Below are 26,342 nucleotides of genomic sequence, written 5' to 3'. Positions count from 1 at the left end.
TCGACGAGGTCCGCATCGCGACCGAGACCGGCCTGACCCGGATCGGCTCGAACTACGACCTGTGCCACAGCTTCCTCGACCACACCGGGCTTCCCCTATGATCGGCACTCACTCAATTACCGAAACATCTTTAAGTCTGTCAGCACCCCACCGTCGAAGCACACTTTGCGAGCCTCTACCTCCCGTCCAGCCCTGGGACCATTTGTTGCCGCCCGACGTTCGTCATGGACGTCAGGGGGGCAATGGGCCGTTCTCGTCGCCGCATCCCCTTCGGAGAAGTCGACCACACTCCGGTAAGGACATCGGACTGGACTGCCACCCCTTGGTTGCCCTCGCGGCTGCTGCCCCGAATCCCGATTACGATATCGTTGGACGAACATGTCCGGATGCTTGTTCCGCGGGAGCCCGATATCAGTTCGAGAGTTCTTCTGGTGCATAGAATCCGGAGGTTCACTTCGAGATGGCAACCTCAAATTCCTTTGCACCAACCGCACCGATCAACTGTTCGACATCAGCGCCGACCCGCGGGAGCTGGCGGGCATCGCGACGAAGTACCCGACCGTTCCTGCTGATCTTTCCGGCCGCCGGGAGCGGATCAACTCAACCTTGCTGCGTACTCGATCATCCCATGACGTGGTGCGATTCATCGGTCCGGACACACCCTCGGGCGTGAACCACCCGAAACGGTCCACGCTACGGTCCGAAGTAGGTCGATCCGAACGGGAACCCGCCCTGCACCACGTACCGGGCTCCGCGTTGAACAGCTTGGCGCTATCAGAGAACCCATCACGAGCGATGACGACCGGCTACAACTCTCCGCCGTCCCCCGGGATATCCAGGCGCTGGGCGTGCTCTCGACGATTCAGCACACCTGGCGGCCAATAAACCGGCAGGTCGACCGCGACGAACAGCCGCGGAAAGGTCCTCAGCTGAGTTCTGTGGTTGCCTGTCGCAGGTTGATCAACGCATTCTCGCCGGCGCGGCGGATGTGTTCGGCGTATAGCTGCGCCGCCACCTCGCCCTCACCGCGCTGCAGTGCCTCTACGATGTTGCGGAGATCTTTGACTGCACCTGCGTGGCCTTCGGCGGACATCGCGCTGGCCCTCAGAATACGCACTCGGGCCTGGATTCCATCGGTGAGTTGATGGAGGACGGTGCTGCCCGCGCCTTCGATCAAGATGTCGTAGAAGCCGTCCTTTGCCTTGAGTACGGCGACGACATCGTCCCCACCTGCCTCGGTTACTTCGGCGAAGGTTTCGGCGGCAGCGGCCAGACGCATGATTTGCGACTTCGACGCGCGTTCAGCAAAACGACGAACGACCACAGCTTCAAGGGCCGCCCGGGCTTCGTAGAGGTCGCTCGCCTCATCCGTCGACGGAGCACTGACGATCGCACCCTTCTGTGGGACAACCGTGACCAGCCCTTCCGAGGTCAGTTCACGAAGTGCCTCACGCACCGTCGTTCGCGAAACACCTAGTTGCTCGATGAGCTCTCGCTCCACCAGCCGCTGCCCCGGCTTGATCCTGAAGTCGAGAATGGCGGTCCGCAACGCATCGATGACCTGCTCACGCAGAGGTGCAGCGACCCGCCCGACAGGGCTCGACGTCCAGGCATCCGCCAGAGAATTCGTCGTACTGGACATAGCCCCGCCCTTCACCTACACAAGTTGTATTCGCGTCATACAATCAGCATCATCATAACCTATCGGCGCCACCGACCCGCTCGGCCGAACATGCCCACGCAACGGTCGTCTCACGTCGGGGCCCGTGCCCCGAAGAGTCGTGGACTCCATCGCGGCGAGGGTCGCATACCGTCGCCACGAGAGCGTCCGGCGGCGGGGGCCTACCCGACACCGGACGCTCGGCAGCCTTCGAACCGCGATGTCTAGAAGGTGAGAGGCTGCCCGAAGTGGAACCGTGAGACTGCACCATAGGTGACATCCCATTGTGCAGCGATATGGGTGCGATACATGGCCACATCCCGGTAATACTTCTCCATCGGGGCTCCCAGCTTGGCGGAACTCGATCCCGCAGTGGTGAATGCCAGATCGACTGCCTCGTTCGCCAGCTTGGCTGCCTGCTGCACGACCGCACGCAACCGCGCGTCTTGTTCCGGGGTGAACTCCTCCCCGGTTTCCTCCCACCGCCGCCCCAAGGCCGCGTACTGGCGAATTCCCGCGAGCAGAAGCGACTCGGCAGAATCGGTGAGCGCGAGCAGCTGCCCGAACCACCGGTGATACTCCGGTGCCTCGACACGCGGCTTGCGCGGGGGGAAACTCGTCGGGCGAGTTTCCATCAGGCTTTCGAACTCGTCGAATGCCGCCCACGCAGCACCGATCTGCGTGGCCACCAGCTCGGTGTTGAAGTAGGTCATCGTGCGTCCGAGGTACATCGGATTTTTGTGCAGTTGGTAGCCAACCGTGCCCTCGGCGCCGAGGGAATGCTCACGGAAGTCGTAGACCACACTCAGATGATCGGGAACGAAAACGTCCTCGATGCGAACCGAGTTCGAACCCGACGCTCGCATACCGATCGTCTTGTCTCCTCCCCAGTCGTCGAGGATGGTGTAGTCCATCCGAGGAAGGGCAAACATTCGGGGGCCGAGGGGGTCTCCCGCTGACGTGAAGGATGGGGCAACGACGAGAACGTGTGTGCTCCACATTGATCCCGAGCAGTAGTCCCAGGTGCCCGACAGTCGGAATCCGCCCTCGACCGCAGTTGCTCTGCCGGAGGGAATCGTTCGCCCGGGTGCGATGAAAGTCCCGTCACCGAACAATTCTTCCTGGCCTTGCTCGGTGAAGAAGGAGCCGACGTGGAAGGCGTGTCCGGCGCCGAGGACGAAGCACCATCCGACTCCGGGATCGCCTCGGGAGATTTCGATTCCGACCCGCACGAAATCGTCGAGCCCCATCTCGAGGCCGCCGTACCGCCGGGGTTGCAAAATTCGGTAGAAACCTGCGACGAGGAACTCCTCGTGCACTTCTTCGGTGTATCCCCCGAGTTGCTCGTGACGTGCCTGCATCTTGCGAAGACGCGGACGCATCTCCGCGGCGAGTGCGACCAACTCGTCCGGGCTGCGATCGACTCCCTGCGCAACCTCCCCCGAGGGCGCCGAGGTGTAAAGGCTCGTGGTCATTGCTCGATCTCCCAACAGATTGTCATACAGTACTACCATCTTATCATTTTCGGCATGCGTCGTCAGTGCTCGGCGGTTGCGGTGTACCGGAGCGCTGCGGTAGCCGATTCATCGACCGTCAACCCCTCCGGATCGGTTTCCGGGTCCCCCACGATCACGACCGCGTAATCTCGTGCGGCACCGGCGACCGAGACGTAGCCGTCCCGTACATCGACCAGGACCTTGTTGGGATCTCTGGTGAGTGGATCGCCCCATCCCCCGCCTGCGTTGGTCAGATATCGAATCACCGAGTTCGCGATCGACCGGTTCGCACCCGCCCGGAAGGGGTAGATGAAGTGGCCTTGCTTCGACGGCAAGTTCGTGGTCGGGTCGATGACCCCCGCCCACGCCTCGCCACGGGCGAATGACGCCGGTGAGGTATCGGGGGGCGTGATCGAACCATCGTCTCGAGGACCGAAGCTCCAGATGCCACCTCGCTGGCCGGCCCCGCCGCCGTGGACGCCGAAACCAGCGGAACTCTTGTAGCGCAACTCCGTCAGCGAGTGAGTGGCATCTTCCAGCCACAGCGTGTCGCGGATCATGCTGGCCCCTCCCCGGAAGTGGCCGGGGCCGGCGGAGTCGATTCGCGGCTCGTGTCGCATGATCACGGCCGGGCTATCCTTCTCGATCGCCTCGATTGCCGGGGCGACACCGTTCGCCTCGTAGGCCATGCACTGGGTGTCGGCATCGCCGAACTGATTCGCGCCGTAGGGACCGATCTCCCCACCGCACTGCAGAGCAGAGACCCACGGGGTTCCGTCCGAGTGGGTGCCGAATGCGGTATGCAGGTCCGCGCTGCCACGGTCCCCGGCCAAGGCGGCCGGTCCGACGGCGTCCGCCAGCGCGCGCAGTAACGCACCGAGAATCGCCTGCGATTGCTCGAAGTACATGAAGACGCAGCCGTCCGGCGGCAGCGCAGACAGGAGTGTTCCCTCGGGTAGCACGATGTCGACGTCACGGTAGAGACCGGAGTTGAAACGACCGTGCGGGTCAAAGAGGTACTTGAGGGCGATGCCCACGCTGGTCTTCGTATCCCACGCAGTGGCGTTGATCGAACTACGCGCCTGTCGCGAGGTGCCTGAGAAGTCCACTTCGATCCGGGTGGCACGTTTGCGTACAGCGACGCGAATTCGATAGTCCTCGGTGTCGTCGACGCCATCGCAGTCGATCTGTTCCGAGCCGTACCAATCTCCATCGGGCAGTTCCGCGAGCGATGTGGCCATTCGCTCGGCGCCCATGTCGCAGACGTACTTCATCGTCCCGTGGACGGCCGCGAGGCCATATCGCTCGATGGATTCGAGAACCAGCCGTTCACCGAGCTCGAGGCTCGAGCACACCGTCAGCATGTCCGGGTAGAGGATCTCGGCCATCCGCACATTGTCGAAAATGACGTTCCAGGATTCGGCGACTGGCTGTCCGGCGCGCATGAGCAGCCGCGGTGACAGGACAAGCCCGTTCTCGTACACGTTCTGCTTGGATGCGCTGAACCCGCCTGGGACGGTTCCACCCATGTCGAGTTGGTGGGCATTGAGATTGACGAATGCGGCGATCTTGCCGTCGTGGAAGACCGGACGAACGAAGAGGAGATCGTTGTTGTGATTGCCGGTGCGATAGGGGTCGTTGGAGATGAGCACGTCCCCCGGACCCAGGTTCTCGGCACCGAATTCCTCGACGGTGTTGGCGACCGCATCGATGGTCGTGCCTGCCATCAGGACGATCCCGTTGCTTGCGGCCGGAACCTGATATCCGAGTGTCGGCGGGGCACTGACGGTGCACGCGAGGTCGTAGAAGTCCCGCAGGACCGGTGAGAATGCGCCCGTCAGCAACCGGACACTCATGTGCTCGACCAGGTAGTCGAACCGATTGCCCAGCACGGTTGCGGTGTAGCGGTCGCAACCGTACCGGTCCGCGAATTCGCTCTCGTTCAGATCGCGAATGAGTTCGACTCGCACGGAATCTTTTTCGATCGCAATGGACATTAGTGGCCGCTCCTTTCGATGGTGATCTCTGCACATCGCCCGATGGTCGCTCGTTGGCCGGGCAGGATGTAGGTCGTTGAGAGGTCTTCCCGAATCACGGCCGGGCCCTCGAGTGTCGCGCCGACGGACAGCCGGTCCCGGAGGTACTCACGCGCCTGCACGGGGCCCTCGGCGACGTAGTCGAGAGTGATGAGCCGCTCCGGCTCGGCCGCGAAGGCGGCCTCTGCCTCGGCGCGCACGTATTCGACCTTGTCCGAGGGCACCACGAGTTCGACCCGGTAGGTGACTCCTTCGACAGGGATCTGGGCGAACCGGTTACCGTTCCGCTTCTCGTAGGCGTCGTGGAAGGCCTCGACGATGCGCTCGATCGACGTCGAGGTGATCTCCCCGTCCGGGATCTCGATGAAGGGGGTCTCCCAACTCTGCCCCACCAGGCGCCCATCGAAGCTCCGGCGGACGGTCAATCCGTCGGCGACCTCGCCGACTCGGGTCCGCAGGTGCTGCTCCATCTCGTCGAATACTGCGGCGATCTCATTTGCGCTGTCCGGGCTCAGCGTTACGTAGGCGCTGCGCGAGTCGTAGAAGACCTGATCGGTCGAGAGCAGACCCAACGCGGAGAACAGACCCGGGTACGGGGGGATCACGGCACTCTTCAGCGGCAGCAGGTCCAGGACGGCGGGGAGGAGCATCGGCCCCGCCGCGCCGTAGGACATGAGGGCGAAGTCCCGGATGTCGACACCGTGCCGCACCGCGACGTTGAGAATCTCTTCGGCCATGTGCGCCACTGCGAGTTGGTAGGCGGACCTGACCCGCGCCTCGAAGGTAACTGGGGTATCGAGCGCCGCGAATGCGGTCTCGGCAGCTAGCCTGTCGAGTTTCATCTCGCCGCCGGCGAATGTCTCACCGTCGAGTATGCCCATCAGCAGACACGCGTCGGTGACTGCGGGGATTGTTCCGCCGCGGCCGTAGCACGCGGGCCCCGGCTCCGCGCCCGCGGAGCCGGGGCCAACCTGGATTCCGCCGGACGGGGACACGGTGACAAGACTGCCTCCGCCCGCGCCGACACTCGAGACCTCGGTCGAGAGCGCGTTGATGATCAGATCGTGTTCGAGTTCGAAGGTGTTCTGAATGAATGGTTTCCCGTCGACGATCAACGACACATCGGTGGAGGTGCCGCCGACGTCAGCACACAGCAGATTGCGTTCGCCGATCGCTTCGCCCAGCCGGGCGCTCGAGATGGTTCCGGCTGCGGGACCGGCGAACACGATGCGGAAGGGTTTGTCGAGCGCTTCCTGCCAGGGCAGCAGGGTCGCAGCGCAGTCGGCGAAGTTCAGCTCGCCGTCGAATCCGAGTTCCCGCAGGTCTCGGTTCAGTTTGTCGGAGTAGTCGGTGAACAACAACTTCATGAAGACGTCGATGACCGTGGTCGATGCGCGGGCGTATTCCTTGGCCAGCGGCGAGGTCTCCGACGAGATCGACACCGGCACATGCGCTCCGAGTTCCTCGTGTACCAGCTCCCGCAGTCGGACCTCGTGTTCGGCGTTGACATAACCGTTGATCGTGCAGATGGCCACTCCCTCGACGTTGCACCGGCGCAACACCTCGAGCTGGGACCGTGCGTGATCCTCGTCCAGCGGGATCAGAATTGTGCCGTCGGCCTTGATGCGTTCCTTCACTCCACGCCGTAGGTACCGGGGAACGAGTGGTCGATTGGCATCACCGAACGACCGGCGCCATGCGGGGTCGGTTTGCGCGTCGAGCGGCTTGTGGACGTTGCCACGGTCGAGTACGTCGCGGAAACCGTCGGTCGTCACGTAGGCGATCTTGGGTAGTCGCCGCTCGATTACCGCGTTCAGCCCCATGGTGCTGGCATGGTTGAAAGTCGTACTCCCTGCAACCCCCAGTCGTCGTGCACCCTCAACTACGGGAGCAGCGGGGTCGGTACGACTGCTGGGCACTTTGGTTACGGAAATTTGGCCATCACGAACCGCCACGACATCTGTGAAGGTTCCGCCTACGTCAACGCCGAACATCGTCGAACTCCTTGAACTCTGTGGTCTGGTTCGTCGGCTCGCCGGCCTTCGACGGGGCATTCGTCACGAGCGGCGCGAACGCACCCAGGCGTGGTGCCGGGGTGCGGGCGAGGGAGTGCAGGCAGTCCTGGCACTTGACGACGTCCCACCAGCCTCCCTCGCTCAAGACGCGGTACTCGGCGACGAGGGTCGACGCGCACGCAGGGCACGCACGCGCTACCGCGGTCTTCACGGCGTGAAGATACGACTCTGTTGGACGTGGAAAGCTGTGCATTTCTTGCACTCCTTGGAACAGCGGGTGATTTTGAGAGGACCGGCCCGCGTCGGAACATGCCTGGCGGTCGACGTGCCTCGTGGTCGAGGAACGGATCCGGAGAAACACCTGAGGATGCGATACCCTCGCCGTCGGTGTTACCTGAGACACATCTTGCATCACACAATCGTCATACCGCAATACGAAGTTTGTTCACGGCGCGTGCGCGGCGATATGCGACCGGCCCGGTCCCGGACGCCTGGCATCCTGGACCGGGCCGGTGTGATCACGCGCGTAGCACGGCACCTACCGATCCACCTACTTGCACGAGTCGCTACAAGGCAGGGGTGCGGGTGTTTATTTCGCCAGCGCCGTCGCCTCGAGCTGCGAGGACGACGCGGTAGGTAGTCCGCGGATCAACACGAAGGTGGTGACAGCGGAAATGCCGAGTACCACGAGGAGGTAGAGGATGATGGAATACACGGTGCCCGTTTCGCGGAGCAGCAGGGTAGCGACCAGCGGACTGACCGCACTGCCGAGAACGTTCGATACCTGGAATCCGACCGACATTCCCGTGTATCGCACCTCAGGACCGAAAGCTCCTGCAAATAGGGCACCCTGGGCGCCGTATCCCAGGCTGAAGAACACACTCATGCACAGCAGGTAGCCGACGATCACCAGAGCGATATTGCCCGACTGGACTGCCACGATCAGGAAGACCGCACCGACCATGGCGCCGAACACGCTGGTAGCCATCACCTTGGTGAAGCCGTACTTGTCGGCGAAGTACCCGCCGAGCGGGGTCGTGAGCAACTGGGCAACGTTGGAGATCAACACCGCAGTGAGCATCTCCGAGCGTGTGAATCCGACCGTGTCGCTCGTTCCGTAGCTCACCAAGAAGTTGATCGCGATCAGAGACAGGCTCCCGTAACCGAGGAATGCCCCGGCGACGAGGAAGATCTCGCGCTTGTTCTTGGCGAACACCTCGAGAATAGGGGCTTTGGCGACAGCACCTGCCTTTTTGACGTCGGTGAACTCTCCAGACTCGGCAATTCCTGCGCGGATCGCGAGCCCGATGATGACCAGAACCGCGCTGAGCAGGAACGGGATGCGCCAGCCCCAGGAATACAGTTGTTCGTCAGGTAGCTGCGCAACCCCCAGGAAGGCGAGGTTGCCGAGCAGGATTCCGGCCGGTGGCCCGGTCTGCGGAAGTGCGGCGAAGAAACCGCGGCGCTCCTTCGGTGACGTCTCGAAGGCCAGCAGGATCGCACCGCCCCACTCACCGCCGAAGGCGAAACCTTGGGCGAATCGCAGAATGATTAACAGCAGCGGTGCTGCGAAGCCGATCGCTTCGTAGCCCGGCAACAGGCCGATGATTACTGTGACCGCCCCCATGAGCCACAGGGACAGGACCAGCATCCGTTTCCGGCCGATGCGATCTCCGAAATGACCGAAGAAGATTCCGCCCAATGGGCGTGCGATGAACCCGACGGCGAATGTACCCAGAGCGAGAATCGATGCGATGAAAGGGTCGTTGTCGGCGAAGAAGAAATTCGGAAAGACCAGCGCTGCAGCGAGACTGTAGATTGCGAAGTCGTAGTACTCGACGGTTGTGCCGATGAGGCTTGCTGCGCCCACCCTCGCGGGGGATGGTCGAGTCGAGCCGGATGTTTGTGTCATGTAGTCGGGCCTTTCGGGACGGATAGTGGCGGGGAGACGGGCCAAGTCGCGCGCGGGCGCGTACGGCTTCAGAAAACGAGGAGACCGCTGAGATCGCGTAGATCTCGCGAGGCGACGAGCGCGTCGTTTATCTGATCGAGGCGGTACCGGCCGGTAATGATCGGTTCCGGGTCCAAGAGTCCTTGCTCGAGCATGCGCACGTATCGAGGGACATCGCGCCGCATCCGAACGTTGCCATTCTGCGTAGAGATGATTGTCCGGCCTTGGACCGCGATGGTCGTCTGCACCAGCTCGACGGTGGTGCCGAGTGCTTTGACACCGTTGAGCACGACGGTTCCGGCCCGGCGAGCCAGCGCGACCGCCAGCACCTGCGACGCCGCAGGACCGGCTGCTTCGATCGCGTGGTCCGCCCCTCGTCCGCCGGTGTTGTCCTTAACCACTGCCACCGCGTCTTCGGCGTCGGGATCAACGGCGCTGGTGGCGCCCAGCTTGAGCGCCAGCGCTCGCCGTTCGGAGTTCGGATCGATCGCAAAGATCTGCTCGGCGCCCGCCAGTTTTGCCGCTTGGACCACCCATAGACCAAGATGACCGCACCCGACCACGGCGACACTCTCACCTGGCTGGACCTTCGCCGCATTGAATACCGAACCGAGCCCCGTCGTGATTCCGCATCCCATCAGGGACAGAACGTCGGACGGCAGGTCGGTGGCCAATTCGAAGATCTGGTTGGCGGAGATGTTCATCATTTCGGCATATCCCCCGACGTTCCCCGATGCGCGGATGGTCTCCCCGTTGCTGTCGGTGGCCACAATCGGGTATCCGCTCGGATTATCGAACAGTTCAGAGCACTGGTCCGGGCGGCCGGCCGCGCAATAGAAGCATGTGCCACACTCGGGGGTGCCGGGCACCAGGACGCGTTGTCCAATGGCGAATCCTCGTACTTGTGAGCCTATTTCGACAATCTCCCCGATGGACGCGTGCCCAAGGATGACCGGGGGCACCTTACCGAAGCTTCCGGCCCAGTTGGTGCAATCGGTGGAACAGAACGGGGTGGCGTGGGTTCGTACGAGAACGCGATCCGCTGCGGGCGGGTGGAAATCGAGATCCTCGACGACGAATGGCTCGGCGAGGGTGCGCAGGACTGCGGCCTTCATGAGACTCCTTCTGGATCGAATTGTATTGAGGCGTGAGCGCGTGGTCCGGTGCACTGCCGATCCGACGTATGTTCCGCCTCACACTTTGACAATGTATGACAGTATGATGATCCTTGTACAGGGATGTGCGCGAACAATCCGCAGCGACCCCTCCCGAGGGAGCTGCGCGATCACGAACATGTGGACAGCACCCAGAAGGGACGATTGATGAACACCGATCTCATCAGCAGCCTGCGCGGCGCCCGCCCGGGATACCACCCCGGCTGGGGTGGTCCGGAATATTCGGACTGGCAGGACGAACAGATGTCGTGGAAGTCGACCTGTTATATCGGCGATTGGTCGTTTCTCTGGGATGTCGTCGTGGAGGGCCCCGAAGCCCTGAACGTCTTCCGCGACACCTGCATCAACGGATTTGAGACATTCGAGATCGGCCAAGCCAAGCACATCGTGCAGTGCACCAGTGACGGCAAGGTCATCGGCGACGGAATCCTGATGCGACTTGCAGAGGATCGTTTCATCACCCAGGGCGTTCCGGCCCTGCACACCAGCTGGGTACTGAGCAAGGGCGGTTATAACGCCTCGTGGACACAGGCCGATCGGTGCAAACTACAGGTTTCCGGCCCCACCGCGTTAGCCGTGTGCCAGAAGGTGACCGGTGAGCCGCTCACCGACATCAAATTCATGCGCTTCGGCGACGTGACGATCGCCGGACATCCGGTATGGGCACTGCGTCAAGGGATGGCCGGTGAGGTGGGATTCGAATTTCACGCCGCGCAGGAGCATGCAGACGACATCATCGCTGCGGTCCTCGAAGCAGGCCACGAACACGGCATTCGCCGCCTGGGTCGTCGCACGGTGATGATCAATCACCTGGAGGCAGCTTTTCCCACCGGCAACTGGCACTACTTGAAGCAATCGTTTCATCCCGAACTGGCGGGCAGCGCCGAGTGGGTGCGCGAGCACTTCGATACCTACGGTCTGGTCTCGACCATCAGAGGAAGTTACGACAGCGACGACGTCAACGACTACCTCCAGTCACCCGTCACCCTGGGGTGGGGCAAATCGATCCGGTTCGATCACGAGTTTGTCGGCCGGAAAGCGCTCGAGGCCGAGGTCGCTGCACCCACCAAGAAGCGGGTCACCCTCGAATTCGACAGCCAGGACATCGTCGACATCTACGCGTCGCTGTTCTCCGAGGGAGAGCCGTACGCGTTCTTGGACGTACCACACGCTCAGCGGTGGATCGCCTGGGCCGACAAGGTAATCGACGGCGATGGCAACACGGTTGGCCTGTCGAGCAGCCCCGGATACAGCTACTACTTCCGCAAGGTGCTCTCGATCGCATACATCGACGTGGCATTCGCCGAGGTGGGCGAAGAGCTGTCACTGATTTGGGGAGATCCGGGAACCCGGCAGAAGACTGTACGGGTCACGGTGGCTCCGGCTCCCTACAAGAAGGACAATCGCCGCTCCGATCTGAGCGCGATTTCCCCGTAGACAATCCGACCCGCAGTCCCTGCCCTAGTACGTGCAAGGACGCGTTCCACGTACACAAGCGCGTAGTGCACCCCTTATGGGAGGTGTCCCGCTTCACAAGACTGAAGGACACGATTCCGCGACAGAAGCGAGTGAGAAATGAGTATTTCGAACGCCATCGACTGTGCCCTCGAGCAACTACACAGGGGTAGGCCGGTTCTGATTCTGGATGAAATGGGCCCAGAGCGGGGAAGCCTCGTCGTGGCCGCGAGCACCGCAGAGACGCCGATGGCGGCCTTCCTGGTTCGCCAGACCACTGGCCTCCTGACGGTGGCGTTGCCGGAGACGGTGTGTGACCGGCTGTGGCTTCCCCCCATGTGGGGGACCGACCCCGTGGCTTCGTCTACGTTCGCGGTCGCCGTTGACCTAGCAGAAGGGGTCGGGACCGGAATATCCGCCGCCGACCGTGCTGCCACCGCCCGACGACTGGCGGACCCGAGTGCTCTCCCGTCCGACTTCACCCGTCCGGGGCATGTGCTTCCGGTCCGGGTCGCCGATTCTGTCCGCAGACGGGAGCGCGGCCTCGACATGCCGGGAGCAGCTCTCGAGCTCGCCGACGCCGCCACAGCGCGCCCGGCGGCACTACTCGCTGCGGTACCCAGCTTGTGGCACCCGGCCGATCTGGCCGATGAAGAGGAACTGGTGTTGTTCGCCGGGCAACACGACATCCCCGTCGTTGCGCTCGGTGACGTGGATCGGTGGCACCGCGGGAGCGTACCGAGCGGCAGCCTCGCTACGTGCACCGCAGGGAACACGTAGTCGAGCACGTACTTGTCACATGGCCGCGTGCTCGCCTGTGAAGGATGCTCGACTGAGCCGAACGTGGCTCTCGTCACAGGTCATTGCGAACTGTGACCGAACGGAAGCAATTCATCTGCACCGGAACACGTTCGGATCAATCCGCTCAAATTTGGAGAAGACATGACCACGAACCCCCTCCTCGGTTTCCTGCGCAATGCCCCGGCCACCTACCACCCCGGATGGGGCGGACCCGAGTACTCGGACTGGCAGGACGAGCAGATGTCGTGGAAGACCACGTGCTACCTGGGCGACTGGTCGTTCCTGTGGGATCTCCAGGTCGACGGTCCGGACGCGCTCAAGCTCTTCCGTGACTCGTCGATCAACAGCTACGAAAACTTCCCCATCGGAGCGGCGAAGCATCTGGTCCAGTGCAACGAAAACGGGAAGGTCGTCGCCGAAGGGGTGCTCATGAGGCTGGGCGAGCAATCGTTCGCCACGCAGTCGGTCACCGCCATGTGGACGGCATGGCTGATTCACACCGGCGACTACGACGTGACCTACACCAAGCCCTCCCGGTTCCAGTTCCAGGTTTCCGGTCCGAACGCGCTGGCGGTGTGCCAGAAGGTGACGGGCGAGAGCCTCACGGATCTGAAGTTCATGCGTTTCCGCACCGTCACGATCGCGGGGGTAGAGGTACAGGCACTGCGGCAGGGCATGGCCGGCGAGATCGGCTTCGAATTCCACGGCGACGCCGCCCACAGCGAGGCCGTCCGGTCGGCGATTCTCGAGGCCGGCGAGGACTACGGCATCCGCCGACTCGGGCGCCGCACCGCCATGATCAACCACCTCGAAGCGGCATTTCCGACCGGTGGGTGGCACTACCTGTCAGATCTGTTCGCCGACGGCTTCCTCGAGTGGATGAACGCCGAGTTCGACCTGTTCGGACTCAGCGGCAAGCTCGGTGGCAGCTACGACAGCGACAACCTCGATGACTACCTGCTTTCCCCGGTCGCACTCGGATGGGGAAAGTCGATCAAGTTCGACCACGAGTTCACCGGACGTGCGGCACTCGAAAAGGAAGTCGAGCACCCTACCAAGGTCCGTGTGACGCTCGAGTTCGACAAGAACGACGTGGTCGACATCTACGCATCCTTGTTCGACGAGGGCGAGCCGTACCAATTCCTCGACATTCCCCATCAGCAGCGCTGGGTCGCATGGGCCGACACCATCCAGAACGCCGACGGCGAAACCATCGGTCTCTCCTCGGTCCCCGGATACAGCTACTACTTCCGGAAGGTGATCACTCTCAGCTTCATCGATCCCGCGTACAGCACACCGGGCACCGAAGTCTTCGTGCTCTGGGGCGACCCCGGCTGCCCGCGCCAGAAGCTCATCCGGGCCACGGTCGCATCCGCGCCGTACAAGAAGGACAACCGTCGAACTGAGCTCGACACACTTGTTCCGTCATCATGACGACCCTGAACTACGTACGCGCATTCGCAACACGTAGTTCGGTACGTAATTTCCACGTGCCACTTTATGACGACAGTCACCACACTTGATGTCATCTGTTCGCAAGCGACCGTCCACTCCTCCCGGCACGTAGCCCCGGGCGCGCGGTCTTCCTCAGAAAGCACTCACCATGGCAGTTCCCTCGATCGATGTAAAGACATCCAACGCTCCCGCCGCTCTCACGCCTGCAGATGCGTTGACTTCGGCCGTCGCACTTCGACCCCAGCTCCGCGCGGAGGCACCGGAGGGTGAAGCCCGCACCTTTCACTCGGAAGAGCTGCATCTCGAATTCGTCGAGCGCGGCTTCTACCATCTTCTCCGGCCCAAGCTGTTCGGCGGCTACGAGTTCGGTGTCCGCGACTTCATGGCGGTGATTAGAGAGCTCGCGCGGGGCGATATGGGAGCCGCGTGGTGTCTGTGTCTGGCCTCCGGTCACAATCTGCAATTCGCCTCGTGGTGGCCTGAAAGCGCCCAGCGGGAAGTGTTCGGCGACGGTCACTTCGCGGCGGCCATGACCTCCGCTCCGGGTGGCACCATGCGCCGCGGTGATTCCGGCGACTGGATTGTCAACGGAACGTTCCCCTACGCGTCGGGCGGGCCGTACTCCACGCACTTCATGGGGCACGTGTTCGCTGAGACCGCGGAACAGTCGAAACAGTTGTCGACGTTCATCATTCCCCGATCGGATTTCACCATTCGAGACGACTGGGGCAAGACCCTGGGGTTGAAGGGAAGCGGCTCGCACACGCTCGATGTCCGGGAGGCGTCGGTGTCCGCGCACTTCGTGTTGGAAGGCAAGACGCAAGTCGACATGAACGTCGACAACGGCACACCCGGACTGGAACTGCACAAGAACCCGCTCTACGCGGGACGCGGCATCGGTTTCTTCGGTCTCGAACTGGCCTCCCTTGCGGTCGGGGGTGTTCACGCGGCACTCGACGAGTACGAAACCATCCTTCGTACGAAGAAGACCCCGATGCCTCCGTTCACGTTGCGAAGCGAAAATTCCCGATACCAGACCTGGTACGCCGACGCGGTGAACGCTCTTGCCGCGGCCGACGCCACGCTCGATCGCGCCGCCGACCTATTTCTCGAGTACAGCACCCGCGGCGCAGAGGGCGGGAAGCCGTTTGATCAGGCCGACGACCTCTACATCGGGAGACTGGCCGTGCACGCGCAGAACGTCGCGTGGCGGGCGCTCGAGGGAATCATTATGCGCACCGCCGGCAGTAGTGCTGCGACGAATGGCTCTCGGCTCGAACGGATCTGGCGTGATGCGACGATGGTGCTCAGCCATCAGAACTCCATCGTCCAGGATTTCATCGGCGCGGACTATGCCGCTGCGGCACTCGCCACCCATCCGTAGCGCCACACCCCAATTTTCGAAAGTTTGTGAGGAGACCGATCATGGGCCGTGTAGAAGGTCGAACAGCCATCGTCACCGGCGGTGCGCGAGGAATGGGCGCCGCTCACGCACGCAAGCTCGCCGGCGAAGGTGCCCGCGTCGTCGTTGCCGACGTCCTGACCGAGGAAGGGAAGGCACTCGCCCACGAGCTCGGGGATGCCGCCGTGTTCGCTGAGCTGGATGTCCGGGACCCGGAGCAGTGGTCTGCGACAATCGAGACAGCACGCACCCATGGCGGTGAGGTGTCCATTCTGGTCAACAACGCCGGTATTACGCGCCGTACACCGCTGGCGGACACGACCGTGGAGGACTGGAATCTGGTCCTCGACATCAACCTGACGGGCGCCTTCCTGGGCATTCAGGCAGTCGCACCGTCTATGCGTGCTGCGGGCGGGGGCGCCATCATCAATGTCAGCTCGATGGGCGGGCTGATGGCGATCCACCCGTCGTGGGCGTACACGGCCAGCAAATGGGCGTTGAGAGGACTGACCAAAGTGGCGGCTTTGGATCTCGGCAGTGACGGCATCCGAGTGAACTCGATCCACCCGGGCTTCATCAGCACCCCGATGCTCGCCGGCGCCGACGAGGCTTCCCTTTCCGCTGGACTTCCGCTCCCCCGCGTCGGCTCACCGGAAGAGGTGGCAGACCTGATGCTGTTCCTTGCCGCTGAGGCCACCTACAGCACCGCGTCCGAGTTCTCCATCGACGGCGGCATTCTCGCCGGCATCAGAGCAGAAGGGTGATCACGATGAGCATCCACACCGACTACCGTTCCTCGATGACCGCGTCCGAGTTCCGCAGCGCCATAGGCCATTTTGCGTCCGGGGTCACCATTGTGATGACCTCCGACGGCGACACCGACTTCGGGACCACGGCCAGTGCCGTGTGCTCTGTGTCCGCCGACCCGCCAATGTTGTTATTATGCTTGAACCGCGGTTCGGATACGGGAAATGCATTGAGCCGCACCGGGATACTGTCGATTAACATCCTCGGTGAAGACCAGGGCGCGCTGGCTTCTCGTTTCAGCACGAAGGGTAAGAACAGGTTCGAAGGCGTAGAACTTGTCCGCGATGGATCCGGCGCACCCACCCTGGCCGATGCTCTCTCCTCCTTGTCCTGCCGGGTCGTTGACCGCGTAGAGGCCGGGACCCATACGGTCTTCCACTGCGCCGTGGATTCCGCATCGGTCCGCGATGGCGCGCCCCTCACCTACTTCCGGGGACGATTCGGCCGCTTCGCGCTGCCGCCCTCGGACGAGTTGGCCGGACGTATCAAAAGTGAACTGTCGGCCTATCTCGGTGACGTGCCCGTGCGGGTCGAGGAACTCGCGCGGCACTTCGATGCACAACCGGCTGCCATCGCTGAAGTGATCACTGCCCTGGCGGGCACGGGGTTTCTACGACCCGGCCCCGAGCGCGACGGGACTTACTACGTCACCGAACCTGGCGTGTCAGCGCATACACCTGCCGACCGAGCAGTGTCTTACCCCAACTACCCTCGAAGGAGTCACCTCGATGCCTGACCGGCAACCCTCACCCACCGCCACGTTGGAGCGGCCACCTCACACCGAGTCGATTAGCGACATCGCCCGTTTGCTGGTGCGGTGCGCTGACCGGCCCGGTGTAGTCGCAGCGGTCAGCGCTTTCCTGTCCGACCGCGGCGCGAACATCATCTCGCTCGATCAGCACTCCACCGACTACGAAGGTGGCGACTTCTTCCAGCGAACCGTCTTCCGCCTCCCCGGCTTCGCCGCCGAACGCGACGATCTGGAGCACGATTTCCGCGAGACCGTCGCAGCACCGCTCGGTCTGGACTTCCGACTGAGCGATGCGGCGACACCCAAGCGCGTGGCCATCATGGTGTCGAAACTGGACCACTGCCTGCTCGATCTGCTGTGGCGAGCCAAACGCGGCGAGCTCGATGTCCACATCGGTGTCGTCATCGCCAATCACGACGACCTGGCCGAGGATGTTCGCGCATTCGGGATCCCGTTCGTGCATATTCCGGTCTCGCGCGACACCAAACCCGAGGCGGAGGCACGCCAGCTCGAGGTGTTGCGCGGCAACTACGACTTGGTGGTGCTTGCACGCTATATGCAGATCATTTCCGCGAACTTCCTCGCCGAGGTCGGTTGCCCGATCATCAACATTCATCACTCGTTCCTTCCTGCGTTCATCGGCGCCGGCCCCTACCAGCGGGCAAAGGAACGCGGGGTCAAGCTCGTGGGCGCCACCGCGCACTATGTGACCGAGGATCTCGACGAAGGTCCCATCATCGAGCAGGACGTGGTGAGAGTGTCTCACCGTGCCTCTACCCAGGACCTGGTGCGGTTGGGTGCCGACGTCGAACGCGCCGTTCTCTCGCGTGCAGTGCAATGGCACTGCGAGGACAGAGTCGCCCGTCACGGCAACACCACGATTGTGTTCTGAGGACAGGCGATGACAGCACGACTTATCGACGGAAAAGCGGTCGCCCGAGCGGTTCGTGACGAGGTCGCAGAACTGACTCGCGGGCTTCTTGCCGCAACTGGCCGGCGGCCAGGACTTGCCACAGTATTGGTGGGTGAGGACCCGGCCTCGCAGGTGTATGTCGCGAGCAAACGCAAGGCCTGCGTCGCGGCGGGGATGGCCGATCTGCACAGACACCTACCGGCATCGGTGTCACAGTCCGAACTCGAAGAAGTGATCGACTCACTGGCCGAGGACCCCGAGGTGTCCGGGATTCTCCTGCAGCTCCCTGTTCCCGGTCATCTCGACACCGACGCGCTGATCAATCGAATTCCGCCCGCCAAGGATGTCGACGGACTGACCACGCTCAGCGCGGGACAACTGATCCAGGATGCGCCGGGGCTGCGCCCGTGCACTCCTTCCGGGGTCATCGCCCTACTCGATGCGTACGAGATTCCGATCCGGGGAGCCCATGCTGTCGTTGTCGGACGCTCGCCGCTGGTCGGCAAGCCGATGGCTCAGCTGTTGCTGGCCCGTGATGCCACTGTCACCGTCTGCCATTCGCGAACACCGGACCTCGGCGTCTTCACGGCGCAGGCGGACATCGTGATCGCGGCGGCCGGGGTTCCCGGTTTGGTCGACGCTTCGTCGATCAAGCCTGGTGCAACCGTGATCGATGTGGGGATCCACCGGACGAGGGAGGGGTTGCGTGGCGATGTCGACTTCGAGTCGGTGCGCACGATCGCCGGTGCGCTGACTCCGGTGCCGGGCGGTGTGGGACCGGTGACGATCGCGATGCTTCTGCGCAATACGTTCGATGCTGCGCAGCACGATCACGCTGGAGCTGTACTGCAATGACCGTCATGGAACTCGAGCAGCGCCGTCCCGAGGTACAGAGCCAGGATGGTGAATCGTCTTACGCTGACACTATGGCGCGCATCACTTCCTCCGTCCCCGCCGAATCGACCAGCTTCGTCGGACGGCGTCTCGAGTTGCACAAGGTCAAGCAGTTGCTGTCGAAGTACCGTTCGCTGGTCCTCACCGGGCCCGCGGGCGTGGGAAAGACCCGACTGGCGAAGCAGGCCGCAACGACTGTCGAACGTGCGTTTGATCGCGTCGTGTATGTCGCACTCGAGGGCGAGACATCCGAAGCCGGCTTCGCGCGCGCATTGCAGCTCGCGCTCGATTTCGAGACCTCGGGAGCTCGGTCCGCGGCCGAGTGGATCGTGGGAATGCCGTCGACGGAGAGTGTGCTTCTGGTCCTCGACGGTTGTGAGCGGGTGTGGCAGGAGTGCGCTGAATTCATCGACTCGGTCGACGCCAACTCCTCCGTCAGCATCATTGCGACCAGCCGGCGGCGCTTGGGGACCGTCGGCGGCGTCACCTGGGCGGTTCCTCCCATGGCGTTGCCGAGCGAAGGTGCCGCGCAGTCGCTGACAGATGCCGCGCGCATCGACAGCGTCGCGCTGTTCGTCAGCCGAGCCCAAAGCGTCTACCCGGCATTCGAGCTCACGGACCGCAACCTTGCCTCTGTCAGTGAGCTCTGCGCACGGTTGGACGGTCTACCGTTGGCGTTGGAACTGGCGGCCGCCCGCATGCGCGCCCTGTCCGTGGAACAGCTTGTGGCGCGGTTGGACAACAGATTTCGTCTGCTCACCTTGGAGCCGGGGAATCGGCGTCGCCCGAAGCTGTCCTTGTGGGACGTCCTCGCGGAATCATTCGCGACCTGCAGCGACGACGAGCGCGGCATGTGGTCTGCCTCATCGGTTTTCGCGGGATCTTTCTCCCTCGATGACATCGAGGCGGTATGTTGCGCGACCGACGACGAGCGCATTGCCGCGGCAGATGTCGTAACCGGGTTGATCGACCAGTCCGTGTTCGGCTACGTCGAGCAGAGCGGCGGCCTCGAGTACCGTCTGTTGGACACGCTGCGCAAGTACGGGGCGGAACAGCTCGAGGCTGACGGCGCGACCCGGTCGATGAGGTTGCGGCATCTCGCCTGGATCAGTGATCTCGCGCGCGATACCGAGCCGTTCTGGACCGGCCCCGAGGGAGTCCGAAGATCGGACAAACTCCTCCTTCGGCACAGCGATATCCTCGCCGCCCTGCACTTCTCCTTGTACGAGCAGAGGGACCCCGCGCCCGCCCTGCGGCTGGCTGCGGACTTGCGGGTGCACTGGATGTCCGCCAACCGTGTCGAGGAAGGGCTCGGCTGGGTGACCGCGGCCCTCGAGGCCTACGATCGTGACGACGAACTCAGGGCTGTCGGGCTGTCGGTCGCGATCTATCTGTCCGCCCTCGATTCGCAGATCGAACGGGCCGATCAATTGCTGGTCTCGTGCCGTGAGCTCGCCGCACGCCTGCAGCAGCCGTTGATCTCCGCGCACTGCGCCTTCGATGAAGGATTGACGCGGTGGGCGAAAGGCGAGGCCGAGGCAGCTGCTGCGCTACTGGAAGACGCCTACCACCGCTATCGGGCGCTCGCCGCCACCAGCAACCAACGCGAAGCTCTGTTCATCTTGGGCATGGTTCTGGCGAATGACGGAGACCTCGCCGGATCGCTCGATGAAGTCGAATCAAACCTTGCCGGTATGGCCGACGAAGCTCACTGGTGGGGCAGCGGATACGTCCTGTGGATCCGCGGATACGCCGCACTCAAACATAAAGACATTGAGCGCGCTCAGAAGCTACTGCGCCAGTGCATAACTCAAATGCAGCCTCATAACGATCGATCCATCATCTGGTGGTGTCTGGAATTGTTGGGCTGGGTTGCGGCCGAGCAGTCGAGTCTGCAGCTCGCAGCACAACTTCTCGGCGCCGCCAGCACTTTCGGTCCGCACCACCTCCCACCGGTTCTCCAAGAACAGCACGATCGCCACGTCGCGGCGGCGCGCCGCGCACTCGGTGGCGCGAAGGCTGATCGGCTCCACTACAAGGGGACTTTGTTGACAATGCAGCAGGCCGTGGAACTGGCGATTACCGGCGGAGACCGCGCCCCACGCAGAACCCACGACACGCTGGGTGAGGAGAAACTCAGCGAACGCGAGCTCGAGGTAGCCAAACTCATCGCGCAAGGGCACAGCAACAAGGCGATCGCTACGGCCTTGGTGATCTCCACCCGAACAGCCGAGGGACACGTACAGAAAATTCTCGCCAAACGCGGTTTTGCGTCCCGTTCGCAGATCGCCGCCTGGATCGGTGAATCGGCACACGATGAGCCCGAGCAGCACGACACCCACTGACCACACCACAGTTTGCACACCGCATGCGCACACTGAACCACGATTCGACGGAGGACTTTCACCGATGAAAGCTGCACTGCACGTGGGGGTTGACTCGCCCCTGCTCATCGAGGAGGTCACGCTCCGCGAACCCGGCCCCGGCGAGGTGGTTGTCGAAATGAACGCCGTTGCTGTCTGCGTGACGGACGTACTCGCCACCGAGGGGCTCACCCTTGTTCCTCCCCCGTTCATCACTGGGCATGCGGGGACCGGAATCGTTCGGGCAGTCGGACCTGGAGTCACTCGCACGCGTACTGGTGACAGGATCGCAACCGCCGGCTCGGCCGAATGCAACCTCTGCTACCCCTGCCTGCAGGGCACACCCTCATCCTGCGACGAGATCTTCGGGGGCATGGTGCCGCCGCGGGAGGTCGGCGTCCGCAGCGACGGCACCGCCGTCTACGTCGACGGAGGAGTCGGAGCGCTAGCAGAGTTCATGGTCCTACGCGAGTCCGGCATTGTCACCATCGATGCCGACATCTCGATCGAACAGGCATCGGTGCTCGGATGCGGCGTCATCAGCGGACTCGGCGCTGTCTTCAATGTCGCTGGTGTCCAACCCGGATGGTCAGTCGCCATTGTGGGCTGCGGCCACCTGGGGCTGTGGATGGTCCAGGCGGCACGCGTCGCAGGAGCGCGAACGATCATCGCCATGGAGTGGGATCCGGTCAGGAGGGCCTTGGCGGCCGATCTCGGGGCCACGCACCTGGTCGACCCCGCGGATGGCGACCCCGTCCAGCAGGTCAAGGAACTGACCGGCGGTCGTGGAGTCGATGCCGCACTGGAGGCCGGCGGTACCACACTCGCCGCAGAGCAGGCGTTCGCGATGGCTCGCGGCGGCGGCGTCGTTGTTCCGACCTCGATGGCACAACCTGCCGATTCGATCACCCTCAATGCACTCGACTTCGGAGTCGGCGCGAAGCGCATCTCCAGTTCGCAGACCGGTGGAGGCTACCTCAAACGGGACATTCCCCTGTATGCCTCGATGCTCGAAAACGGCATCATCGACTCGACACACATCATCTCGAAGACTTTCTCACTCGACGAGGTCAACGCGGCGTTCAGCGCTGCCCGCAACAAGGAGGTGATCACCGGTGTCGTCCGTTTCTAACGAACCTCGGTTGGTCTTCACGGAAGACAACTCAGCGGAGGTGGCCGCCGCAGCATTCGATGAGACCACCGATCCCCGGCTCCGCGACATACTACGCAGCCTTGTCCGACATCTCCACGCCTTCGCCAAGGACGTAGAACTCACCCAGACCGAGTGGGAGGCCGGCATCGAGTTCCTCACCCACACCGGTCAGAAATGCGACGCGACACGACAGGAATTCATCCTTCTCTCCGATGTCCTGGGCCTGTCGATGCTCGTCGATTCCATCACCAACCGAATTCCGGTAGGGGCGACCGAAACCACGGTCCTCGGACCGTTCCACATGGTGGACTCACCCCCACGCGCCCTCGGGGACGATATCTCCCTGGCCGATGGCGGTGAACCGTGCGTGGTTACCGGCACCGTCGCGTCGGTGGACGGAACACCGCTCGCCGGTGCCCTCGTCGACGTCTGGCAGGCAGATGAGAAGGGCTTCTACGACGTGCAGAACCCTGACTTGGTGCCGGATCTGAATCTGCGTGGGCTCTTCAACACCGACGCCAACGGCTCCTTTCACTTCAAGACGATCGTGCCCGCGCACTACCCCATCCCGACTGACGGCCCCGTCGGTCAGTTGCTTGAGCGCACCAAGCGGCACCCGTATCGGCCAGCACACATCCACTTCATCGCAGGAGCGGCCGGCCACCACCCCATCACGACGCACATCTTCGTCGACGGGTCCCCGTACCTGGATTCGGATGCCGTCTTCGGAGTCAAGGAAAGCCTCATTGTCGAGTTCTCTCTAATTGACGACCCCCAGCAGGCGGAGTATTACGGCACGAGCAATCCCTTCCGTCACGCACATATCGACCTCATCCTGACCGCCGATCCGTCGTGAACAGCTTCATACACACCTCGCGGGCCACACGGGTCGTCTTCGGGGAGGGCACCGTCACCGAGCTACGCGCCGAAGTCGCCCGCCTCGGACTTCGGCGAGTGCACCTGCTCGCGAGTCGACGTATCGACGAGTCGATCATCGCATCACTCGACGGCGTGGTCGTTGCCCGAACAGCAGATCTCGTACAACATGTGCCGATTGAGCACGTCGACTCAGGCGCACAACAGAATTCCAAAGGCGACGTCGACGGATACGTCGCGATCGGCGGCGGTTCCTCGATCGGCCTTGCCAAGGCATTCGCGCTCCGGCGTCGGGCGCCGATCCTGGCGGTACCGACGACGTTCTCCGGTTCGGAAATGTCGCCGATCTGGGGAATTACAGATGCAGGAGTGAAGACAACGGGGCGAGATGAAGCCGTGGCACCGACGACCGTTATCTACGATCCCCAACTGACGACCGGTCTCCCCTCCCCGCTGGCGGTGACGAGCTCGGTCAATGCCATGGCTCACGCGGTGGAGGCTCTATACGCCGACGATGGTTCCCCGGTTGTGTCCTTGATGGCCGAGGAGGCGATTCGGCTCGTCGGAGAGGCACTGCCGGGGTTGGGATCGGAGCGCGACATCTCCGCTCGCTCGGATGCCCTCCAAGGAGCCTGGCTCGCCGGAGTATGTCTGGGTAGCGTGAGCATGGCTCTCCACCACAAGATCTGCCACACACTCGGCGGGTCGTTCGGGTTGCCGCACGCCGACACCCACACGGTGATGCTTCCCTATGTCATCGAGTACAACGCTCGTGCGTCACCAGACACAGAACGTACGATATGCCGCGCACTGGGAGTGCCGAACGCCGCTCAGGGACTTCAGGACCTTGTGCGCTCCTGCGGCGGACCAACCAGCCTGCGCGAACTCGGATTCCGGGAAAAAGACATCGACTGGGCCGTCGAGCTGGCGACACGTCGGCCCTACCCGAATCCTCACCCGATCACAGCGGAAGGCATTCGTGCGCTGCTCGAAGCCGCACTCAATGATGAACTGGACCGGCTCTGATATGGCTTCGACCACGTCGGCCGCCGACCTTCACGTAGCGGTGATGGGAATCCTTAATGTCACGTCTGATTCCTTTTCGGACGGGGGCCGATTTCTAGCCCCGGAGAGGGCCATCACCCACGGGATCCAGCTTCACACCGACGGTGCCGGAATCATTGATGTCGGGGGTGAATCGACTCGTCCCGGTGCTCGCCGGATCGGAGCGGAACTCGAACGCTCCCGGGTTCTTCCCGTCATCACAGGGCTCGTCGCATCTGGTATCACCGTCAGCGTCGATACTATGCGCGCCGACGTCGCCGAAGCGGCCACCGCGGCCGGTGCTACATACATCAATGATGTTTCGGGCGGATGCGCAGATCCCCGAATGTATTCCGTCGCAGCTGCGTCCGGGGCACATCTTATTCTCAACCACTGGGTTACACCAACAAGCTACCGACACCACCAGACGGTCGGTGAGTACGCTAACGTCGTGGACGACGTCCGCGACCACCTGGACAATTGTGCAACCAAGGCAATTGCCGCAGGGGTCCACGCCCGTTCTCTCATCATCGATCCCGGGCTCGGATTCGCCAAGTCTGCTTCGGACAACTGGGCCCTGCTCGCCGCACTGCCGTCGTTGGTTGCGTCTGGAACCCGGGTCCTCATCGGGGCCTCCCGCAAGCGATTTCTGGGCACGCTACTCGCTGATGGAGCCACTGAACGCCCGGTCGACGATCGCGACACAGCGACAGCAGCGATTTCCGTCCTCGCCGCACGAGCGGGAGTCTGGGGTGTTCGTGTCCATGACCCCAGAAGCAGTGTGGACGCGCTTCTGACGACCCAGATGTGGGAACGCGCGGAAGCCGAAACAGAGCACTTCTCAAGCGAAGACTCGCTTGTCCCTTCCCTGCATCGAACCAACCCACACGCGAGGAAACTGATTTCATGACCGACACCACCGCCAAGTACATCTTCGACGAGGGCGATGTCCTCATCACGCACGAGAAATCATATGCAGCAGGCGTTCCTGCGATGTTGGTGTCGTTGCGGGCGGAGTAACGCAATTTCTCGGGGTCGTGCGCGGCACGCACGCGTGGTACCGAGCAGCCGAACCGAATCCGAACGAGGGACCGTCGCCCATGGCAGCAACCGTTTCACCAGTAACGGACTACGCGAGTCAGTTCCTGGGGGAAGGGGACGTGTCATCTGCGCAGTTCAGCGGCTGGATCTGGGCACTATCCGCGGGATGCCGGTAGTACCCGGATCCACCCAACCGGGCGTTTCGCACCCGCTACCGTTTCCGGGTATGGGGACCACCTTCCACGGTCCGCGCCCGTGGCCGCACCTCACCCGCGCGATCCGCACGCGCGGTCCCCGCCGTGCTGCGATCGCGCACCTCGGCCAGGACGCGCCCACCCTGCTGCCGCTGCGTGCCGGGGATGTCCTTGTCGTCAACGCCTCCCGCGCCGCGGTGCGCGCCCACGCGACCTCCCCGATCGCGCTCGCCTACTACCTGGACGCCGGGGTGCGGGTGCTGTCATCACCGAACCTGCACGCCAACGTCATCGCCACCGACCGGCGGGCGGTCATCGGCTCCGCCAACGCCTCCCACAGCTCCACCCTCGCCGAGGAAGCCGCGGTCATCACCGACGACCCCGACATCGTCACCTCCGTGCGCAGGTTCATCGACGACATCGAGGAGATCACCGAGGTCGACCAGGCATTCCTCGACAACGCCACCGCCGAATGGCAGATCGGACGCGCGGTACCACTGCCCGGGGTCACGAGCCGCGGGCGCGCCGACCCCGGGTTCCTGCCCGCCAAGATCCCCCGGATGTTTCTTCGACACACCGTCAACTACACACCCGGTCCTACCGAGCAGCACATGTGGGCAGCTCAGGCCCGCCGCCATCGCGGCCCTGCCGGGCCGGCAGCGAAGTACCATCTCGAATGGTTCCACCACGACAAGTCCGACACCCGCCTCGAGCGCGGTGACGTCCTGATCTTCGTCACCGCCGACAACGAGTGGATCTACCCCCCAGCGGTCGTGGATTCCGAGGCGATCGCGATCCTCCACGCCCACGGCGCCATCGGTCACCTCCTGCGCAGCCGAGCGGACCTCCCCCCCGATCCC

General features: G+C 63.1%; 21 protein-coding genes. 14 read left to right on the top strand and 7 right to left on the bottom strand.

Features of this window, described 5'->3' with window-relative positions:
- Positions 1-925: 925 nt before the first annotated feature.
- The 7 genes from G9373_RS37545 to G9373_RS37515 form a co-directional block, all read right to left on the bottom strand.
- Positions 926-1,642: a GntR family transcriptional regulator gene (locus G9373_RS37545; RefSeq protein ID WP_120660933.1), complete on the bottom strand. Its 717-nt coding sequence runs from the start codon at positions 1,640-1,642 to the stop codon at positions 926-928.
- A gap of 242 nt (positions 1,643-1,884) precedes the next feature.
- Positions 1,885-3,135 (bottom strand): hydroxylase, encoded by a 1,251-nt coding sequence (locus G9373_RS37540; RefSeq protein WP_133984167.1) that lies wholly within the window; start codon positions 3,133-3,135, stop codon positions 1,885-1,887.
- Between the two features lie 62 nt (positions 3,136-3,197).
- Positions 3,198-5,153 (bottom strand): hydantoinase B/oxoprolinase family protein, encoded by a 1,956-nt coding sequence (locus tag G9373_RS37535; protein WP_133984169.1) that lies wholly within the window; start codon positions 5,151-5,153, stop codon positions 3,198-3,200.
- Complete coding sequence (locus G9373_RS37530; RefSeq protein WP_133984171.1) at positions 5,153-7,186, bottom strand: hydantoinase/oxoprolinase family protein; 2,034 nt, start codon at positions 7,184-7,186, stop codon at positions 5,153-5,155. Before G9373_RS37530 ends, G9373_RS37535 begins: the two co-directional genes overlap by 1 nt.
- The gene (locus G9373_RS37525; protein WP_206033287.1) at positions 7,173-7,418 is read right to left on the bottom strand and encodes a hypothetical protein; all 246 of its coding nucleotides are present in this window, start codon (positions 7,416-7,418) and stop codon (positions 7,173-7,175) included. The genes G9373_RS37530 and G9373_RS37525 overlap by 14 nt, the downstream gene beginning before the upstream one ends.
- Before the next feature lie 378 nt (positions 7,419-7,796).
- Positions 7,797-9,077, bottom strand: coding sequence for an MFS transporter (locus tag G9373_RS37520; protein ID WP_346842898.1), 1,281 nt, complete (start codon positions 9,075-9,077; stop codon positions 7,797-7,799).
- Between the two features lie 110 nt (positions 9,078-9,187).
- The gene (locus tag G9373_RS37515) at positions 9,188-10,273 is read right to left on the bottom strand and encodes a zinc-binding dehydrogenase (RefSeq protein ID WP_133984175.1); all 1,086 of its coding nucleotides are present in this window, start codon (positions 10,271-10,273) and stop codon (positions 9,188-9,190) included.
- Between the two features lie 207 nt (positions 10,274-10,480).
- Between G9373_RS37515 and G9373_RS37510 the strand changes: the two genes are divergently transcribed.
- The 14 genes from G9373_RS37510 to G9373_RS37445 form a co-directional block, all read left to right on the top strand.
- Positions 10,481-11,770 carry an aminomethyltransferase family protein gene (locus G9373_RS37510; protein ID WP_166680592.1) on the top strand — a complete coding sequence of 430 codons (1,290 nt, stop codon included), beginning with the start codon at positions 10,481-10,483 and terminating at the stop codon, positions 11,768-11,770.
- Between the two features lie 138 nt (positions 11,771-11,908).
- Positions 11,909-12,568 (top strand): 3,4-dihydroxy-2-butanone-4-phosphate synthase, encoded by a 660-nt coding sequence (locus G9373_RS37505; protein WP_120660926.1) that lies wholly within the window; start codon positions 11,909-11,911, stop codon positions 12,566-12,568.
- 162 nt (positions 12,569-12,730) lie between these two features.
- Positions 12,731-14,023 carry an aminomethyltransferase family protein gene (locus G9373_RS37500; RefSeq protein WP_120660925.1) on the top strand — a complete coding sequence of 431 codons (1,293 nt, stop codon included), beginning with the start codon at positions 12,731-12,733 and terminating at the stop codon, positions 14,021-14,023.
- A 169-nt stretch (positions 14,024-14,192) separates the two neighbouring features.
- A complete protein-coding gene (locus G9373_RS37495) occupies positions 14,193-15,428 on the top strand; it encodes a hydroxylase (RefSeq protein WP_120660924.1) in 1,236 nt (411 codons plus the stop codon).
- A 41-nt stretch (positions 15,429-15,469) separates the two neighbouring features.
- A complete protein-coding gene (locus G9373_RS37490; protein WP_120660923.1) occupies positions 15,470-16,210 on the top strand; it encodes a glucose 1-dehydrogenase in 741 nt (246 codons plus the stop codon).
- Positions 16,211-16,215: 5 nt separating this feature from the next.
- Positions 16,216-16,989 (top strand): flavin reductase family protein, encoded by a 774-nt coding sequence (locus G9373_RS37485; protein ID WP_167120065.1) that lies wholly within the window; start codon positions 16,216-16,218, stop codon positions 16,987-16,989.
- Positions 16,982-17,896 carry a formyltetrahydrofolate deformylase gene (gene purU / locus G9373_RS37480; protein WP_167120062.1) on the top strand — a complete coding sequence of 305 codons (915 nt, stop codon included), beginning with the start codon at positions 16,982-16,984 and terminating at the stop codon, positions 17,894-17,896. Before G9373_RS37485 ends, purU begins: the two co-directional genes overlap by 8 nt.
- A 9-nt stretch (positions 17,897-17,905) precedes the next feature.
- Positions 17,906-18,772: a bifunctional methylenetetrahydrofolate dehydrogenase/methenyltetrahydrofolate cyclohydrolase FolD gene (gene folD, locus G9373_RS37475; protein WP_167120059.1), complete on the top strand. Its 867-nt coding sequence runs from the start codon at positions 17,906-17,908 to the stop codon at positions 18,770-18,772.
- A gap of 5 nt (positions 18,773-18,777) precedes the next feature.
- Positions 18,778-21,156 carry a LuxR C-terminal-related transcriptional regulator gene (locus G9373_RS37470; protein ID WP_167120056.1) on the top strand — a complete coding sequence of 793 codons (2,379 nt, stop codon included), beginning with the start codon at positions 18,778-18,780 and terminating at the stop codon, positions 21,154-21,156.
- Between the two features lie 64 nt (positions 21,157-21,220).
- The gene (locus tag G9373_RS37465) at positions 21,221-22,306 is read left to right on the top strand and encodes a zinc-binding dehydrogenase (RefSeq protein ID WP_167120053.1); all 1,086 of its coding nucleotides are present in this window, start codon (positions 21,221-21,223) and stop codon (positions 22,304-22,306) included.
- Positions 22,290-23,183: an intradiol ring-cleavage dioxygenase gene (locus tag G9373_RS37460; RefSeq protein WP_167120050.1), complete on the top strand. Its 894-nt coding sequence runs from the start codon at positions 22,290-22,292 to the stop codon at positions 23,181-23,183. Before G9373_RS37465 ends, G9373_RS37460 begins: the two co-directional genes overlap by 17 nt.
- Complete coding sequence (locus G9373_RS37455; RefSeq protein ID WP_167120047.1) at positions 23,180-24,229, top strand: maleylacetate reductase; 1,050 nt, start codon at positions 23,180-23,182, stop codon at positions 24,227-24,229. The genes G9373_RS37460 and G9373_RS37455 overlap by 4 nt, the downstream gene beginning before the upstream one ends.
- Positions 24,210-25,157, top strand: a complete 948-nt coding sequence (gene folP, locus G9373_RS37450; protein WP_240960953.1) for a dihydropteroate synthase — start codon at positions 24,210-24,212, stop codon at positions 25,155-25,157. Before G9373_RS37455 ends, folP begins: the two co-directional genes overlap by 20 nt.
- 357 nt (positions 25,158-25,514) lie before the next feature.
- A partial coding sequence (locus G9373_RS37445; protein WP_167120044.1) for a phosphatidylserine/phosphatidylglycerophosphate/cardiolipin synthase family protein occupies positions 25,515-26,342 on the top strand: 828 nt, incomplete at its 3' end.

It is taken from the genome of Rhodococcus sp. A14 (genome assembly GCF_011603105.1).
Lineage (GTDB): Bacteria > Actinomycetota > Actinomycetes > Mycobacteriales > Mycobacteriaceae > Rhodococcus_F > Rhodococcus_F opacus.
The sequence above is the reverse complement of the archived record's forward strand: the minus strand, read 5'-3'. Positions and strand labels throughout refer to the sequence as shown.